Genomic DNA, 16,168 nt, shown 5'->3' with positions numbered 1-16,168 from the left:
CGTGCGCAGGTTCTCGCCGCACCGGCTCCGCCGGATCCTGGGCGCCACGGGGGCCGCGCCCGCCGCGGCCGCGCCGCCCGCCGACCCGTTCGCGCTGCTGCTGGACCGGGACGAGATCGTCCTCTCCGACCCGCGCGGGCTGCGCCTCCTCCGCGGCCGGCGGGTGCTCGTCACCGGCGCCTGCGGGACGGTCGGCGGCGCGCTCTGCCGGCGGATCCGGCGGCTCGGCCCGGACGCGCTGTGCCTCGTCGACAAGGACGGGCGCGGGCTGGAGCGGCTCGCCCGTGAGCTGGCCGAAAGGCCGGGCGGCGGCCCGGACGTCCGCGTCACCCTGGCCGAGGCGGACGTTCGGGACGCCGACCGCGTCGACTGCGTCGTCGGGGCGGCGCGGCCCGAGCTGCTCTTCCACGCGGCGGGCCAGAACCGGCTGTCGGCGGTCGAGGACGACCCCTGCCGCGGTGTCGCCGACAACGTGCTCGGCACCCGGCACGTCGTCGACAGCGCGGTGCGGCACGGGGTGCGGCGGCTCGTGCTCGTCTCGTCCGACCGGGCGGCGGAGCCGACGTCGGTGCTGGGCGCGACGATGCGGCTCGGGGAACTGCTGCTGCAGACGGCGACCGGCGGCCCGACGTGCTTCGCGGCCGTCCGCGTCGGCGACGTCATCGGCGCGCCGAGCGCGCCGCTGGGCCTGCTCGGCCCGCGCGCGAGCGGCGGGCTCGCGCACCGGATCGCGGCCGGAGAGGTCATCACCATCACGCATCCGGAGGCGGCGCGGCACGTCATGACGGTGACGGAGGCGGCGGGCCTGCTGATCGAGGCGGCGGCGCTCGCGGAGGAGGCGGAGACGTTCGCGCTCGACATGGGACGTCCCGTCCCGGTGCTCGACCTCGTGCAGCGGTACGCCGCGCAGCTCCGCTCGCCCGCGCTGACGATCAGGTTCAGCGGGCTCGGGCCCGGCGAGAAGCTCACCGAGAAGGCGTTCGCCGACTCCGAGCGGCGCATCCGCACCGCCCACCCGAAGATCTGGGGAACCCGGCCGGTGCCGCCGCCCGCCGGGCTGCCGCGGCTGCTCGACGCGCTCGCCGCGGCGGCCGAGGCGGGCGACGCGGCGCAGGTGCGGCTGCTGCTGCGCCGCCTGCTGCCGGAGTACCGCCCGGCCCGGCGTCCCCACCCGGCCTGTGGGGTGACCCGTGATCAGAGGTGAGCCGTGAGTACAGCCAGGAAACTGCGCGTCGCGCAGGTGATCACCCGCTTCAACGGAGGCGGCGGCCGAGTGGCGCTGAACGGGGCCCTGGCGCTGCCGGACGGCACCTACGAGCGGGCGATCGTCACCGGCGGCGTCGGCATGGACAGCGAGCCCCTCTCCGGTAGCGGCACGACCGGCCGCAGCACCGTGCTCCACGGCGAAGAGGCCGTCGCCAACGCCGCCGCCGGGGACCTCACCCCCGCGGCGTACCGCGCCGGGATGGAGATCGTCCAGGTGGGGCCGCTGGTGCCGCAGATCTCCCCGCGCGACGACTTCGCCGCGCTGTCCACCCTCACCCGGGTGCTGGCGGAAGGCCGGTACGACGTCGTCCACACCCACTCGTCCAAGGCCGGCGTCATCGGGCGGCTGGCGGCGGCGCGCGCAGGCGTGCCCCGCATCGTGCACACCTGGCACGGGTTCCCGTTCAACGAGTTCCAGTCGTGGGCGCGGCGCACCGCCTACATCCGCCTCGAACGCATCGCCGCGAAGCACACCGACGCGTTCCTCGGGGTCGGTACGGACACGGTGACGACCGCGCTGCGGCTGGGCCTCACGACTCCGGAGCGGGTGCGGCTGTCGTGGCCGGCCGTGGACGTCGACGCGTACGCGACCGTCCCCGGGGCCAGGGCGCAGGCGCGCCGCCGCCTCGACCTGCCCCTCGGCGTGAAGGTCGTCGGGTCGATCGGCCGGCTCACCTTCCAGAAGGGCCCGGAGATCTTCGCGAAGGCCATCGCCCTGTTGCCGGACGACGTGTTCGGGCTGTGGGTCGGCGGCGGCCCCATGGCGGACCGGCTGGCGAAGCTCACCGCGAAGCTCGGCGTCGAGGACCGGATGCGCTGGCTCGGGCACAGCGACGACGTCGCCGCCGTCCTGCCCGCGTTCGACCTGATGGCGATGGCGAGCCGCTGGGAGGGCCTGCCCTGCGTGCTGGTCGAGGCGATCAGCGCCGGGATCCCGCTCGTCGCGACGGCCGTCCCGTCCAACCAGGACCTCGTCCTCGCCGGCGAGACCGGCCTGCTCGTCCCGCCGGAGAACCCGGAGCGGCTCGCCGGCGCCATCGCGGCGATGCTGGACGACCCGGCCGCCGCCGACCGGATGGCCGAGCGCGCCCGCGGCCGGATCGGCGACTGGTTCACCCCCGCACACCTCGGCACGGTGCTGGACGAGACGTACCGGGGCACCTCCAGGCGGCCCTACCTGCGGTCATGACGACGACCACGACCGAGGCCACGGGACGGCGAGCGACCGGCCCCGCCGGGGCGCCGGCGGGAGCGCCGGCGCCGCAGGACCCGCAGCCGGAGCCGCCGGGGGCCCGGCGGCGGTGGCGGCCGGAGGCCGTCGCCCTCGTCGCCGGCATCGCGTCGCTGCCGATGCTGATGCCCGCCGGGCTCGCGCCCGGGCCCGGCAACACGGCGCTGCCCGACGTCGTGCTGGTCGTGTTCGCCATCACGACGTTCCTGTGGGCGGGGACGCGGAAGCTGCCCGTCCGCTGGCCGTACCTGCTGCCCACCCTGCTCACGGTCCTCGCGGGCGGCATCGCGGCGCTCGCCAACGACGACGTCGGGGCGCTCACGCTCGTCAAGGACGTGTTCGTGCTGCTGTGGGCGGTCTGCGTCGCCAACCTCGGCCGCGACCCGTCCCTGCTCCGCGTCGCGCTGCGCGCCTTCGTCTGGATCGGCACGATCTACGCGCTCGTCATGATGGCCGGCTTCGCGATCGGGAACGACGCGATCTCCGGCAAGCAGGTCGACGGCGAGCGCCTGATGTTCACCTTCGGCGACGCCAACTACGCGGCGAACTGGTTCATCTGCGTCTTCTTCATCGCGCGCGCCACCCGCTTCCCGGAGGGGAGATGGCGGCGCCGGGCCGTGTGCGGGATCCTCATCGCCGCCGAGCTGCTGACCGGCTCGAACGGCGGCCTGCTCGCGCTCTGCTGCGCGCTGCTGCTCGGCTACCTGTTCCGGCTGCTCCGCGAGGGCAAGGCCCACCACGCCGTCGCGGTCGGCGCCGCCGCCGTGTTCCTCGGCGGCGGCGCGGTCGCCGCGGTCACGCAGATCGACGTCCAGCCGGCCCTGGACCGCGCCAGCGAGATGTCCCCGATCATCCGCGACTCCATCGGCCGGACGACCGGGGAGAGCACCGAGTCGCGCAGCACCGTCTTCTCCACGACCTGGCACATGATCGAGGCCCAGGACCACCCGTGGGGCATCGGCGCCGCGCAGACCGAGACGCAGATGCTCGTCCGGCAGGAGACGTACGTCCGCGAGGCGCACAACGACTACATCGCCTCCGTCCTCGAACGCGGGTTCATCGGCGGGGTCGCGCTGATCCTGATCGTGTCGGTGCTGGTGCTGCGCTCCGTGCGGATCGCGCGGCGGGACGCGCTGAAACCCGAGTACGCACGGCTCGTCCCGCATCCCGAGCTCTTCGGTGCCCTCCTCGCCGTGTTCCTCATCTGCGCCCTGTTCTACGAGGTCCTGCACTACCGGCACGGCTTCGCGTTCTTCGGCCTGATAGCCGCCCTCGACCTCTTCGGCCGCCGCACCCGGGAACCGGTCACCCCCCAGACGCCCGGACCGCACGCGAGCCCCGGTTCCGGCCTGCAAAAACCCACTCCCTTCACCCCCCCGGCGAGCACCCCGCCCGGACGAACGACCACCGCACCTCCCAGAACACTCACCCCGCCCCCCGAAACCACCACCGCACCGCCTGAAACCAGCAACGCGTCTCGCGAACCGGGTGCTGCGCCGCCCGAGGCGAGCACCGGGGTTCGCAAGACGACCGGTGTGCCGGCCGAGTCCAGGGGCGAGGCGATGAAGGCGGTCCGCAACAGGCTCGTGTCGCTGGTGGCCGGGAACATGGCGGCGCGGGTGGGGGCGCTGGCGTCGCTGGGGCTCGCGACGGTCCTCGTCGCTCGGGTCGGCGGGCCGGAGCTGGTCGGCGCGTTCACGCTCGTCCGGATCCTGCCGGGGCTGCTCTGCCACCTGTCGAACGCGGGGCTGCCGGCCGCCGCGCCCTTCTTCCTCGCGCGCGACGACCGCGACCAGAGCCGGGTGCGGCCGACGCTCGCGTGGCTGACGGTGATCGGGGCGTTCCTGGCGTGCATGAGCTGGCTCGCGCTGAGCCCGCTGCTCTTCCTCGTGTTCTTCAAGTCGTTCGGCGTCTGGGTGACGCTCGCCGCGGCCGTCCCGTCGTTCACGCAGGGGTTCGTGTCCGTCGGGAAGGGCCTCCTCCAGGGGACGGACGACCCGAACGGCGCGAGCCTCGCCATCGCCGTCGAGGAGTTCGTGTTCCTGCCGATCTATGTCGCGATCCTGCTGGGCTGGCACGGGCCGGGCGCGCTCGTCGCCGGTCTCGTGCTCGCCGACATCGCCGCCGCGGCGTGGATCGCGCGGCGGCTGAGGCGGCGCGGGTTCTTCCGCGGCTGGGGCCGCCCGGACGCGCGGCTCGGCAGGTCGATCGCCGGATACGGGTTCCGGGGGTACGTCGGCCAGCTCATCGACCTCCTCCAGCTCCGCTTCGACATGGCGCTGCTGGGCGCGCTCGCCGGGCCGAAGGTCCTGGGCGTCTACACGGTCGCGAGCAAGTTCGCGGAACTGGTGCAGCTGCCCGGACTCGCGGTGAACTACGTCCTGTACCCGGACTTCGCGCGGGAGGACAAGAGGAGCGCCGCACGCCGTACCGCGGCCCTCATCCTGCCCGCGCTCGGCATCTCCGTGCTGGCCGCGCTGCCGCTCGCGCTCATCGCCGGGACGGCGCTGCCGTGGGTGTTCGGCGACGTGTTCGAGGACGCGGTCGTGCCCACCTACATCCGTCTCGCCGGCGTCGTCACGTTCGGAGTGACGGGTCTCATCATGGCCTACCTGTACGGGGTCGGGCGGCCGGGCGCCGCGTCCACCGGGCAGGGCATCGGCCTGCTGGTCGTCGTCGTGCTCGGCCTCGTCCTGATCCCGGCGCACGGCGCGGGGGGCGCCGCGGTCGCGACGTCCGTCTCCTTCATCGCCACCACGGCGGCCCTGCTGGCCTGGTTCCAGCACGTGAGGAACAAGGGGTGACCATGTCCGAGGATCTCATCGCCCGTCCCGTCGACCCGTCCGAGGGCATCCCGCCCTCGCGCGGCCGGCGGGCGCTGGACATCGCCGGCGCGCTGGCGGGGCTCTTGCTGTTCTCCGTCCCGCTGGTGCTCATCTACCTGCTGGTGCGGCTGACGAGCCGGGGTCCGGGGATCTTCCGGCAGATCCGGGTCGGGCAGGGCGGGCGGCCGTTCACCATCTACAAGTTCCGGACGATGCGGCAGAACGCCGGCGGCATCAAGGTCACCGCGACCAGCGATCCGCGGGTCACCCGGCTCGGCCGGGTGCTGCGCCGCTGGTATCTGGACGAGCTGCCGCAGCTGGTGAACGTGCTGCGCGGCGACATGACGCTCGTCGGGCCGCGCCCGGAGACCTACGACCTCGCCGTGTACTACGACGCGCGCTGGCGGTGGGTCTTCGATCACCGGCCCGGGATGACGGGCGTGTCGCAGGTCAGGTTCCGGGACACCGACGTGCTCCCGCCCGGCGACGAGGTCGACCTGACCTTCTATGTCGAGCGGCTCGCCCCGGCGCAGGCCGCCGTCGACGCGGTGTTCCTGAGCAACCCATCGATGCGCGCGACGCTGCGGACACTCGCCCAGACCGTCTGGTACGTCATGGGGTTCACCGTCCCGCCGCTGCGGGTAGCGGCGGACGGAACGGTGACGGAGGTGGCGCAGCCGTCCGACGCCGCGCATGCCGCCGAGGAGCCGGGGTCGGCCGCCTAGCGGCGGCGGGAAGGTGCGGCATGCATCCGAGGAGCGTCCGGTTCAGGGTCGCGGCCGTCGCCGCGGCGGTCGTGCTGGTCGCGGCGCTCCTGTTCCACCAGCGTGCGGAGCCGTCCGGTGACGAGCCCTATACGGGGCCGCTCGCCTCGCCCGGCACGCCCGCGACGGAGCCGGGCGGGACGCGCCGCATCGCGCTGAACACCGAGCCGTCCGACTACCCGCGGCTCCGGGCACTGGGCTACAACCTGGTGGACGTCAAGCCCGACGCGTCCCTCGTCGCCGGCGTCCCCCCGGGCATGCAGGCGTTCCTGTGGGTGGGCAACTTCCACTGCGAGGACTTCGAACTCGACTTCGAGTCGTTCAAACGCGCCGTCCACCGGTTCGGACGCGACCCGAGGGTCTACGGCTGGTACCTGTCGGACGAGCCGAACGCCGGTGACTGCCCGGACATCGTCAAGGACATCCGCCTCCGCGCCGAGTACATCCGGCGGCACGCGCCGGGGCAGCTGTCGTTCATCTCGCTCACCGACTTCCCGATGAAGCCCCTCACTCCCGAACGCGTCGGCGTCGACCTGTTCGGCCTCGACCCCTACCCCTGCGAGGGCTCGGCGAAGGCACGCGAACACTGCGACATCGGCGCGATCGACCGGATGGTCCGGATGGCCGACGACGCCGGCATCCCCCGCGCCAGGATCGCCCCCGTCCTGCAGGCGTTCGGGCAGAGCTGCTCCAGCGGCGACAAGCAGTACTGGCTTCCCACGCAGGATCAGTTCCGCAGGATCCTCGCCCGCTGGGACGCCCTGGCACCGCGTCCCCCGCTGGAGATCTCCTACTCGTGGGGCCGCCAGGACGAGTGGGCCTGTCCCACCCTCGCCGACGCCACCGGCGACGGCCACCCCGACCTGCAATCCATGATCAAGGCTCGGAACACCGGGTGACGTCCGCCTCGCGGGCTAGTCCTGTCCCTGCTTGTCCGCGACGGCCGGCTGCTGCTGCGAACCCGACGGGAACGGGACCTCCATGGATCCGAGCTTCAGGGCCAGAACTTCCATAACACCGACGACCAAAACAAACGCGACGGCCATAAGGCCGAGCCTCTTGCGGTCCACCCCGCGCACCCCTTCAACCCCCTGTTAAGCAGGCAAAAAACGTAACACATCGCGATGTGAAACCCCGTATCGGACACGCAACGTGCCCGCATTGTTACCATTCGGCCCGCCATCCCGAGAGCCGCAAACCCATCCTGAACGAGACCGAAAACACACCAACGGCGCCGATCCCAGTGATCAACCCGCCCAGCGGACGAACCCCGCCCGCGCCGCGTTCTCGCGGCACGGGCGGGGCGTTCTGCGGGGGCGCTCCGGGGGGCGTTCCCCGATCAGCACAAGCGGCTTGTCAGGTTGGCGGCCCGGGCGTTGACGCATTCACCGGTCGCCAGGTCGAAGGCGAAATTGTGGGCGAGGCAGTGGATCCGGCCGTCGCGGACGACGGCGCCGACGGAGAGGTCTTCGCCGGCGTGGGGGCAGTAGCGGGGGATGTCGTAGCGGCTCCCGTCGCATTCGACGGTGATGCGCTCGCTTTCGTCGCGTCCGGTCTCATAGTCCTCGACGGCCATCAGGGCGGGCGCGTTGGCGTGCTTGAGGAGGCCGACGAGGTAGTCGTTGTAGACGTCGGGGTCGCGGTAGAGGCTGACGCGGAAGGAGATGAGGAGGTCTTCCCAGGCGAGGCGGCCGGTGAGGATGCCGTCGACCCAGCGGCCCGCGGCGGTGATGCGGTAGTGGGGGCGGACGTCCGGGGAGGCCTTGGACACGGTGACGCCGTCCGCGGAGAAGTCCACATCCCAGACGCCGCCGTTCGGGCCGGTGACCTCGAAGCGGACGATCATGGCGATCTGGCGGAGGAAGTAGTCGCTGAGGCCGCCCAGATACTCGAAGTGGGCGACGAACCGGTCGTAGAGGTCGGGGCCGGGTTCGGGGTGGCCGGCCACCACCTCGGCGATGGCGGGGGCGCGGTCGGCGGCGTAGCGGTCGAGGTATTCGGCGGCGTCGGCGAAGGAGAACCGGGCGGAGACGGGGTCGCGGGTGCATTCGCCGGTGTCGAGGTCGACGACGTCGCCGGGCCTGAAGTAGTCCCAGCGCTGCTGCGGGAGGTGCTCGCGCAGCCAGGCGGTGGAGACGTCCGGGTCGCAGAACGCGCCCTCCCGCTGGTCGAGGACCCAGTTGAGGTGGGCGACCTCCGCGTCCAAAAAGCAGGGCGGGCCGGCGAACGGGACGGCGAGCTCCGGCGCGGTCTGCCGGACGAGGCGCTGCACGGCGCGGAGCTTGGACACCCGCTTGTCCATGGAGATCTTGGCCATCTCGGCGGACGGGTACTCGTAGCAGATCGGGTGCCAGGACGCGCCGGACGTCTGCACGGCCATCAGGTCGAGCCGGCCGCCCGCCAGGTGCTTGGCGCGGCGCGCCTGAGCGGCGGTGAGGCGGGCGTCGTTGCCGTGCAGGATTCCGCGGCCGTCGGCGACGATGAGAAAGGCGGCGTCATGGCACATCGGCGAGAGTTCCGGAATCGCGGTGATCCAGGAGCCCTGATTGTCGAGCGGGAATTTCTCCCACGCCGTCAACTCGATTACCTGGCGGCCGCCCGCCGCGGCGAGCATCCGTTCCCGGAAGGCCGGTCCCGGATAGCGCGGAATGAGGATTCGGGTCCGGGCCGGAAGCCGGTCGATGACCCATGGGTCGAAATGATCTAGATGCTCGTGCGAGACCGCGACCCAGTCGGCGTCCAGCAACGAGGCGACATCGAGGTGATCGTTCCTCGGATACTGGTGCCAGGCTCCGAGAAAGGCCCCCGACGGGGCGAGCCACGGGTCCGCGAGCAGGTGGAACGCGGCAGCGTCCACCGCCACCCCCGCATGTCCGAGAAATGTGACCTTCGGCATGTGGAGACTGTCTCCCGGCGGGCGCGCCGGCACACCCGCAGGAATGCGCAAAGCATCTACGCCGTAGGCATGAAAGAAATGCGGGCGGCAGAAATCGACTATCCACGTTGAGACGCGCTGACAATGGGAAAAGTTTGCGCCACTCAAGTGAATGTCCAGAAGTGGACATGGGCTGGTCTGTTGTGGTCAATTCTCTGGACATCCCCAGGTCGCAGGGGTGACCGTCTAAGGCGGTGCTGGAATAACTGACGGGGGTTCTCATGGACAACGGGCGGTCTCGGTCGTCTCCGGCGGGCGTGGGGACGCTCGCGGAGTCGGGTCCGCGGAGGGACTCCGGCGAGCCGGGCGGGGCGGCCGCCGGCCACGGGGAGGACGTCCTGTGGCGGAGGCGGCTGCGGCACGACATCCGGCACGAGCTCGGCACGATCATCATGCTCGCCTCCGCCGTCGTCGTCGCGGAGGACGTCGGCGACGGCAGCCGGGCCCGAGTCGAGCAGATCCTCGGCGAGACCCGGTGGCTCGACCACCTTCTGCGGCGGCTCGACGAGGACGACGGGCGGGACAAGGACGACTGCCGGCCGCTGCCCGGCCCGGAGCGCATCCGGGTCGACGAGCTCACCGCCGAGGTCGTCACCGGGATGCGTCTCGCCACCCGGCACGAGGTGTGCTTCACCGGCGGTGAGGCCTGGGCGCACATGGATCCGGTCGCGCTGTGGCGCGCGGTCCGCAACGTCCTCGACAACGCGTGCCGCGTCGCGCAGCGGCGGGTGGACGTGCGGGTCGAGACGGACCGGGGCTGGATCGTCATCCAGGTCGACGACGACGGGCCCGGGTTCGGCGCGGTTTGGGAGACGCGTCCGGGCGGGGCGGCGCACGGCCGGCCGCGCGGCGGGCTCGCGTCGCTCGGGCTCGGCATCGTCCACGACCTCATCTCCGGCCACGGCGGCGGCCTGGAGATCCGTACCTGCGAGATGGGCGGCGCGCGGGTGCGGATGCGGCTGCCCGCGGCGCCGCCGCCGGACACGGCGCCGCCCCTGGCCGCGGTCCCCAGTCCGGCCGGCGACCCCGACGCCGACGACTGGCGGCGCCACCCATGAGAATGATCATCTGCGACGACCACGCGGTCTTCGCCGAGTCGCTGTCGCTGGTGCTGGCGGACGCCGGGCACAGCGTCGTCGGGGTGACCTACTCCCCCGCGGACGCGCTGCCCGCGCTGCGGGCCGGGCAGCCCGACATCTGCCTGATCGACCTGCAGTTCCCGTCCGGGACGGCGCTCGACTGGATGCCGAGGCTGCGGGCGGCCTCCCCGCGCACGGACTTCGTCGTCCTCACCGGGTTCCTTGAGCAGCCGGTCCTGGACGCCGGGATCGCGATGGGCGTGCGCGGGTTCGCCCACAAGGGCCAGCAGGCCGGCGACATCCTCACCGTGCTGCGCCGGGTCGCGGACGGCGAGGTCGTCGCCGATCAGGTGACGCGGCGCGGGCCGGCGCGGCCGCGCAACCAGGCGCAGCAGGTCGCGCAGTTCCTGACCCCGCGTGAACGCGAGGTGCTGACCCGCCTGGTGCGCGGCGAGTCGACGCAGGCGCTGGCGAAGGCGATGGGGGTGACGCGCAGCACGGCGCGCAGCCATGTGCAGAGCGTGCTGAGCAAGCTCGGCGTGCACTCACAGCGGGAGGCCGTGATCGAGGCGGCCAGGAACGGCCTGGTCAGCGTGGAAACCGGGGAGTGGCTCGCGGGCTGAGCGCGGTGCGCCGCCGGGCCGCGGTGAGCGGGATCTACGGGGCTCGTCCCGCGGTTTCGCGGGGCGACGGGCCGGGGGACGGCCGAATCCGGACCTTTAGGGTTCGGCCGGGACGCGTTAGCGTCCGCCTGGAAGGAGGTTCCCATGCCTCAACGGCGAGGCGCGACGCCCATCCACGACGCCGGGGCCCTCGACCGCGCGGACACCTATGCCCGCGGGGTCCCGCACGACCGGTTCGAACGGCTCCGGGCGAGAACGCCCGTGGTGTGGCTCGACGGCCGCATGGCCGGACGGCCGGGCGCCTGGGCGGTGCTGCGGTACGCGGACGTCCACCACGCCCTCATGCACCCCGAACTGTTCTCCCCGCAGGGGGACGGCATCCTGCACGGGCCCATGATCGGCGAGATCCCGGACGGTGAGATCCCGGAGGGCGCGATCTCCGACGGCGCGCTCTCTGACGGCGCGCTCTCTGACGGCGGAGGACCGTCCGGGGAGCCCGTGCCCGGCGGCGTGCACGATGCCGCGCTCATCGACATGGATCCCCCGGCCCGGGCGATGATCGCCCGCATCCCCCGCCGGGACTCGGTGGACTTCGTCGGCGAGGTCGCCCGGGAGCTTCCCGAAACGGTGCGGAACACCCTCGCGGGCGGTCTCTACGCGCTGCTCCGCCACCCCGCGCAGTACGCCCTGCTGCGGGAGGAACGGTCCGACGAGAGGCTCGTCGACAGCGCGGTGGAGGAGATGCTGCGCTGGTGGACGCCCGTTCTGCAGGTCTGGCGCACCGTGCGGCGCGGCACCGTCGTCGGCGGCGTGCCGCTGCTCGCCGGTGAGCGCGTCACGCTCTGGCTCGTCTCCGCGAACTACGACGGCGACGTGTTCCCGGAGCCGGAGCAGTTCGTTCCGGAGCGATTCCTCAAGGGCGGCCCGTCCCATCTCTGTTTCGGGTTCGGGTACCGCGCCTGCCTGGGTGCACGGCTGGCCCGCGTGCATCTGCGCGCCCTCCTGGCCGCGCTCCTGGAACGACCGGGAACGCCGCAGCTCGCGGGTGAGCCGGTGACGCTGCGGTCGAGCGCCCGCCACGGCTTCGAGTACCTGCCCGTCCGCTGGACGCCCTGAACCGGCCTTCCTGCTACGTCCCGGGGAGTAGCGGCGCGCACTCCCCACGGCCGACGTGCGTCCGGATCCCGATGACTTAACGTGCAGTCATGAGCAGCGCACACGGCCCGGTCCGGCCGCACTGGCCGCGTCCCGCCCTGTGGCCGGTGTGGGTCGTCCCGGCCCTCCTCGCGGTCTTCCAGATCTTCGGGTCGCTCGGCGCACAGCACGGCGGCGAGCCCGGAGGCGACGCGACCGGAGAACCGTCCGGCCCGCCGTGGGCGGAGGGCGGCGGACCCGACATCGGCCACACCGATCTGGACGCGCTCGGATTCGGTCTCCTCCTGGCCGGCCCGGCGCTGCTCCTGCTGCGCCGCCGGCACCCGGTGTTCACGCTCGGCGCGACCGCGGCGGTGACGGCCCTCTACCTGCTGCGCGCCTACACCTACGGCCCGGTGATGTTCTCCCTCGTCGTCGCGATGCTGGCGGCGATCGTCGCCGGGCACCGGCTGGTCACCTGGGCCGGGACGGGCATCGCCCTCGCCGCCTACCTCGGCCTGACGTCCCTGATCGGCGTCCCGGCGGCCGAACGCGGGTCCGGCGGGGCGTTCCCGGTGGAGGAGCCGACCCTCGTCGGCGCGACGTTCGTCACCGGCTGGGCCCTGGTGGTGCTCGTCACCGCCGAGCTGATCCGGATGCGCGGGCAGCGCGCCGCCGAGACGGCCCGCATCCGCGCCGAGGAGGAACGCCGCCAGGCCAGCGAGGAGCGGCTGCGGATGGCCCGCGAGCTGCACGACGTCCTCGCCCACAACATCTCGATGATCAACGTGCAGGCGGGGGTGGCGCTGCACCTGATGGACGAGAACCCCGAGCAGGCCCGGACGGCGCTCGCCGCCATCAAGGACGCCAGCAAGGACGCGCTGACCGAGATGCGCGGGGTGATCGGCGCGCTGCGGTCGCAGGGCGAGAGCGCGCCCCGGGCTCCCACCGCCGGCCTCGACCGGCTGGAGGACCTGGCGGCCCGCGCCCGCTCCGCCGGCCTGCAGGTCGAGGTGGAGATCACCGGGGACCGCCGTCCGCTGCACGCGGGCACCGACCTCGCCGCGTTCCGCATCGTCCAGGAGTCGCTGACGAACGTGACCCGCCATGCCGGGCCGGGCCCGGTGACGGCGCGGGTCCACATCGCCTACGGTGAACACGAGATCGTGGTGCGGGTCGAGGACGACGGCCAGGGGGTGTCCCTTCTGGACGACCATCCGGCCGGCAGCGGGATCAGGGGCATGCGGGAGCGGGCGGCGGCGCTCGGCGGCGCGTTCGACGCGGGGCCGCGGCCCGGCGGCGGCTTCCGGGTGCACGCGCGCCTGCCCCTGACCGAGGAGCCGGACGGCACGTCCGGCACGCGGGACGCCGCGGAAGGCACGGCGCCCGGAAAGGGTACGCAATGAGCCATTCTCACCCTCGGAAGGGCTGAACATGCGGGTCTCTGGTGGTGCGCCGGATGAGGACGGCTCGATCATCAAGGTCATGCTGGCCGACGACCAGGTGCTGGTCCGGGCCGGATTCCAGGCGCTGCTGAACGCGCAGCCCGACATCGAGGTCGTCGGGGAGGCGAGCGACGGCGAGGAGGCGGTGGCGCAGGCGCGCCGGCTGCGTCCCGACGTCATCCTGATGGACATCCGGATGCCGGGCCTGGACGGCCTGGAGGCCACCCGGCGGATCGCCGCCGACGACCGGCTCGACGGCGTCAAGATCGTGATCCTCACCACGTTCGAGCTGGACGAGTACGTGTTCGAGGCGCTGCGCGGCGGCGCGAGCGGGTTCCTGGTCAAGGACACCGAGCCGGTGGAGCTGATCCACGCGGTGCGGGCCGTCGCGGACGGGGACGCGCTGCTGTCGCCCAGCGTGACGAGGCGCCTGATCGCCGAGTTCGCCGCGCGGGCCAAGGAGCCCGCGCCGTCGCCGCGGCTGAACGCGCTCACCGAGCGGGAGCGGGAGGTCATGGCGCTGGTCGGCGAGGGGCTGTCGAACGAGGAGATCGCGACCCGCCTGGTGGTCAGCCCGGCGACCGCGAAGACCCACGTCAGCCGGACGATGGTGAAGCTCAACGCCCGCGACCGCGCCCAGCTCGTGGTGTTCGCCTACGAGTCCGGGCTGGTCAAACCCGGCTGGCTGCCCTAGAAATTCTTACTCTGGGGCGATTCACTGTTGTCGTCCGCTGGGTCATGGCAGGGTGGACGGCACAGGCCGTCATGGACGCGAAGGAGTCCGGTGCCGAACGACACGAGGATCCTGGCCGTCGACGACCGGCAGGAGAACCTGACCGCCCTCGCGGCCGTCCTCGACGCCCTCCCGGTCGACGTCGTGCCGGTCACCTCCGGTCAGGCGGCGCTCAAGGAGCTGCTGAACGACGACTTCGCGCTGATCCTGCTCGACGTCGTCATGCCGGAGATGGACGGGTTCGAGACCGCGCGGCACATCAAGTCCCGGCCGCGGACCCGCGACATCCCGATCATCTTCCTCACCGCGGGCGGGGCGTCCGGCGAGCAGGCGTTCCAAGGGTACGAGGCCGGCGCGGCGGACTACCTCACCAAACCGTTCGACCCGTGGCTGCTGCGCGCCAAGGTCTCGGTCTTCGTGGACCTGCACCGCCGCAACCTGGAGCTGCAGCGGCAGGCGAAGCTGCTGCGGCAGACCCTCCAGGGCGAGGGCGGCGATGCCCTGACGGGCTGCGACCGGTTCCTGTCCGCCCTGGACGAGCGCCTCCAGCGGGTCGAGGACGCCGCGGCCCGGATACGCTCCGGCGAGCCGGCCGACGACCTCGACGACCACGTCGCCGACCTGCGGCTCGCGCTGGACGCCCTGTCGGCCGGCGGCTGACGGGGTCACCGGGTCTGGACCACCGCTACCTCGGCCCCGCTGTCGGTCCTCAGCTTGCCGCGCAGGATGAACGCGCCCGCGAGCACGGCCGCCACGACGAGGATCACCGCGATCGTGACGACCACGACCGTCTTGCGGCGCTCCACCCGGTCGCCCCTCGGGTCGTGGACGGGCGGCGGCGGGGGCTGCTGCCAGTTCGTGTACTGCTGCGGCTGCTCCCACGGCGGCGGGGTCTGCGCGGGGAGGCCCTGCCGAGACGGCTGCGACCCGGACGGCGGCGGCGCCCACTCGGTCTCCAGGAACGTCCGCGCCCCCGGATCGTGACCGGGAGGCGGCGGGGGCGCGTACGCCGAGCCGCTGTCGTTCAGTCCCCGCCCGGGGCCCCGCCCCTGACCGAGCCCGGGACCGGGACCGGAACCGGGACCGGGACCGCCGAATTGACCGGGGGCGCTGAACTTACCGGGGTCGTCGCGGGTGATCGGTTCCGGCTCGCCCGGGTCTCGGCGGGTGACCGCGTCCAGCTCGTCCGGGTCGAGCACGGTCTCCGACGCGTCGTCGGCCCCGCCGCCCGGCCGGTAGAGACCGGACGGATCGTCCGTCACCGTCTCACCCGCCGACTGCGGGACCTGGCGGAACGAGTGCGGCGGGGGCGGCGGAGGCAGGTTCGCCACCTGGGTGAGCAGCGGATGCGCCTGCGCGGCCGTCATCCGGTTCACCGGCTCCCGCGCCAGCAGCCCGTCCAGCACCCGCGTGAGGGGCCCGGCGTTGCGCGCCGGCGGGACCGGCTCGGTCAGCGCGGCCTGCAGCGACGACATCGCGTCCGACCGCTCGTAGGGTGAGCGGCCCTCCACCGCCGCGTACATGGTCGCGCCCAGCGCCCACAGGTCGGACGCCGGCACCGCGCGCTCACCCTGCGCCCGTTCCGGCGGAATGTAGGCGGGCGAGCCCATGACCAGGCCCGTCTGCGTGAGGGTGGCGTCGCCCTCCACCTGCGCGATGCCGAAGTCGGTGAGCACGACCCGGCCCGCGTCGGTGATCAGAACGTTGCTGGGCTTGACGTCGCGGTGCAGGATCCCCTTCTCGTGGGCGTGCCGGAGCGCGCCGAGCATCTGCAGCCCGATGTCGGCGACCCGGCGGTGCTCCATCGGGCCCCGGTCGAGCAGGTCCTGGAGGGACGGGGCGAGGACCAGCTCCATCACGATCCACGGCCGGTCCGACTCCTCCACCACGTCGTGGACGGTCACCACCCCGGAGTGGTTCAGCCGCGCCGACGCCCGCGCCTCCCGGAACGTCCGCTCGTACAGGACGGCGCGCTCGGAGTCGCTGAGGCCCGGCGGCAGCAGGACCTCCTTGACCGCGACCTCGCGGTCGAGCATCACGTCGAAGGCGCGCCACACGGTTCCCATGCCGCCACGGCCGACCACCGAGTCGAGCCGGTAGCGGTTACCGAGCAGACGTGCCTGTGCCATGGCT

13 protein-coding genes are annotated in these 16,168 nt (G+C 72.9%); 11 read left to right on the top strand and 2 right to left on the bottom strand.

What is annotated here, in order from left to right:
• Position 1 precedes the first annotated feature (1 nt).
• From AB0C35_RS10170 to AB0C35_RS10150, 5 genes are read left to right on the top strand one after another with little or no spacing between them, the layout of a single operon-like run.
• Entirely contained in the window at positions 2–1,204 is a 1,203-nt protein-coding gene (locus AB0C35_RS10170) for a polysaccharide biosynthesis protein (RefSeq protein ID WP_358452708.1), read from the top strand.
• A 3-nt stretch (positions 1,205–1,207) separates the two neighbouring features.
• Positions 1,208–2,455: a glycosyltransferase gene (locus AB0C35_RS10165; protein WP_358452706.1), complete on the top strand. Its 1,248-nt coding sequence runs from the start codon at positions 1,208–1,210 to the stop codon at positions 2,453–2,455.
• Positions 2,452–5,301 carry an O-antigen ligase family protein gene (locus AB0C35_RS10160; RefSeq protein WP_358452704.1) on the top strand — a complete coding sequence of 950 codons (2,850 nt, stop codon included), beginning with the start codon at positions 2,452–2,454 and terminating at the stop codon, positions 5,299–5,301. Before AB0C35_RS10165 ends, AB0C35_RS10160 begins: the two co-directional genes overlap by 4 nt.
• A gap of 2 nt (positions 5,302–5,303) precedes the next feature.
• The gene (locus AB0C35_RS10155; RefSeq protein ID WP_358452703.1) at positions 5,304–6,047 is read left to right on the top strand and encodes a sugar transferase; all 744 of its coding nucleotides are present in this window, start codon (positions 5,304–5,306) and stop codon (positions 6,045–6,047) included.
• Positions 6,048–6,067: 20 nt separating this feature from the next.
• A complete protein-coding gene (locus AB0C35_RS10150) occupies positions 6,068–6,985 on the top strand; it encodes a hypothetical protein (protein ID WP_358452701.1) in 918 nt (305 codons plus the stop codon).
• Positions 6,986–7,425: 440 nt separating this feature from the next.
• Here the strand turns inward: AB0C35_RS10150 and AB0C35_RS10145 are convergent, their stop codons facing one another.
• Positions 7,426–8,982 (bottom strand): Rieske 2Fe-2S domain-containing protein, encoded by a 1,557-nt coding sequence (locus AB0C35_RS10145; protein WP_358452699.1) that lies wholly within the window; start codon positions 8,980–8,982, stop codon positions 7,426–7,428.
• Between the two features lie 260 nt (positions 8,983–9,242).
• On the opposite strand from AB0C35_RS10145, the gene AB0C35_RS10140 reads away from it, so the two are divergent.
• The 6 genes from AB0C35_RS10140 to AB0C35_RS10115 all read left to right on the top strand — a co-directional run bounded on the left by AB0C35_RS10140 (position 9,243) and on the right by AB0C35_RS10115 (position 14,695).
• Positions 9,243–10,079 carry a HAMP domain-containing sensor histidine kinase gene (locus AB0C35_RS10140; RefSeq protein WP_358452697.1) on the top strand — a complete coding sequence of 279 codons (837 nt, stop codon included), beginning with the start codon at positions 9,243–9,245 and terminating at the stop codon, positions 10,077–10,079.
• On the top strand, positions 10,076–10,723 hold the full coding sequence (locus AB0C35_RS10135) for a response regulator transcription factor (protein ID WP_358452695.1): 648 nt from the start codon (positions 10,076–10,078) through the stop codon (positions 10,721–10,723). Before AB0C35_RS10140 ends, AB0C35_RS10135 begins: the two co-directional genes overlap by 4 nt.
• Positions 10,724–10,867: 144 nt before the next feature.
• Complete coding sequence (locus tag AB0C35_RS10130) at positions 10,868–11,839, top strand: cytochrome P450 (protein WP_358452693.1); 972 nt, start codon at positions 10,868–10,870, stop codon at positions 11,837–11,839.
• Between the two features lie 89 nt (positions 11,840–11,928).
• Entirely contained in the window at positions 11,929–13,263 is a 1,335-nt protein-coding gene (locus AB0C35_RS10125) for a sensor histidine kinase (protein WP_358452691.1), read from the top strand.
• Between the two features lie 67 nt (positions 13,264–13,330).
• Positions 13,331–13,996: a response regulator transcription factor gene (locus AB0C35_RS10120; protein ID WP_358452907.1), complete on the top strand. Its 666-nt coding sequence runs from the start codon at positions 13,331–13,333 to the stop codon at positions 13,994–13,996.
• Positions 13,997–14,086: 90 nt separating this feature from the next.
• Entirely contained in the window at positions 14,087–14,695 is a 609-nt protein-coding gene (locus AB0C35_RS10115; RefSeq protein ID WP_358452689.1) for a response regulator, read from the top strand.
• A gap of 5 nt (positions 14,696–14,700) precedes the next feature.
• Here the strand turns inward: AB0C35_RS10115 and AB0C35_RS10110 are convergent, their stop codons facing one another.
• Positions 14,701–16,164: a serine/threonine-protein kinase gene (locus tag AB0C35_RS10110; RefSeq protein ID WP_358452687.1), complete on the bottom strand. Its 1,464-nt coding sequence runs from the start codon at positions 16,162–16,164 to the stop codon at positions 14,701–14,703.
• Positions 16,165–16,168: the final 4 nt, after the last annotated feature.

Origin of the sequence: Spirillospora sp. NPDC048819, from assembly GCF_040650055.1 — a bacterium.
Classification (GTDB): domain Bacteria; phylum Actinomycetota; class Actinomycetes; order Streptosporangiales; family Streptosporangiaceae; genus Spirillospora.
Note: the sequence above shows the minus strand (reverse complement) of the source record. Positions and strands in the feature narration are given on the sequence as shown.

Coding starts and splice junctions, on each gene's coding strand:
- AB0C35_RS10135 (WP_358452695.1), top strand. CDS start 10,076: ATGAGAATGATCATCTGCGACGACCACGCGGTCTTCGCCGAGTCGCTG.
- AB0C35_RS10150 (WP_358452701.1), top strand. CDS start 6,068: ATGCATCCGAGGAGCGTCCGGTTCAGGGTCGCGGCCGTCGCCGCGGCG.
- AB0C35_RS10125 (WP_358452691.1), top strand. CDS start 11,929: ATGAGCAGCGCACACGGCCCGGTCCGGCCGCACTGGCCGCGTCCCGCC.
- AB0C35_RS10155 (WP_358452703.1), top strand. CDS start 5,304: ATGTCCGAGGATCTCATCGCCCGTCCCGTCGACCCGTCCGAGGGCATC.
- AB0C35_RS10140 (WP_358452697.1), top strand. CDS start 9,243: ATGGACAACGGGCGGTCTCGGTCGTCTCCGGCGGGCGTGGGGACGCTC.
- AB0C35_RS10160 (WP_358452704.1), top strand. CDS start 2,452: ATGACGACGACCACGACCGAGGCCACGGGACGGCGAGCGACCGGCCCC.
- AB0C35_RS10110 (WP_358452687.1), bottom strand. CDS start 16,164: ATGGCACAGGCACGTCTGCTCGGTAACCGCTACCGGCTCGACTCGGTG.
- AB0C35_RS10145 (WP_358452699.1), bottom strand. CDS start 8,982: ATGCCGAAGGTCACATTTCTCGGACATGCGGGGGTGGCGGTGGACGCT.
- AB0C35_RS10130 (WP_358452693.1), top strand. CDS start 10,868: ATGCCTCAACGGCGAGGCGCGACGCCCATCCACGACGCCGGGGCCCTC.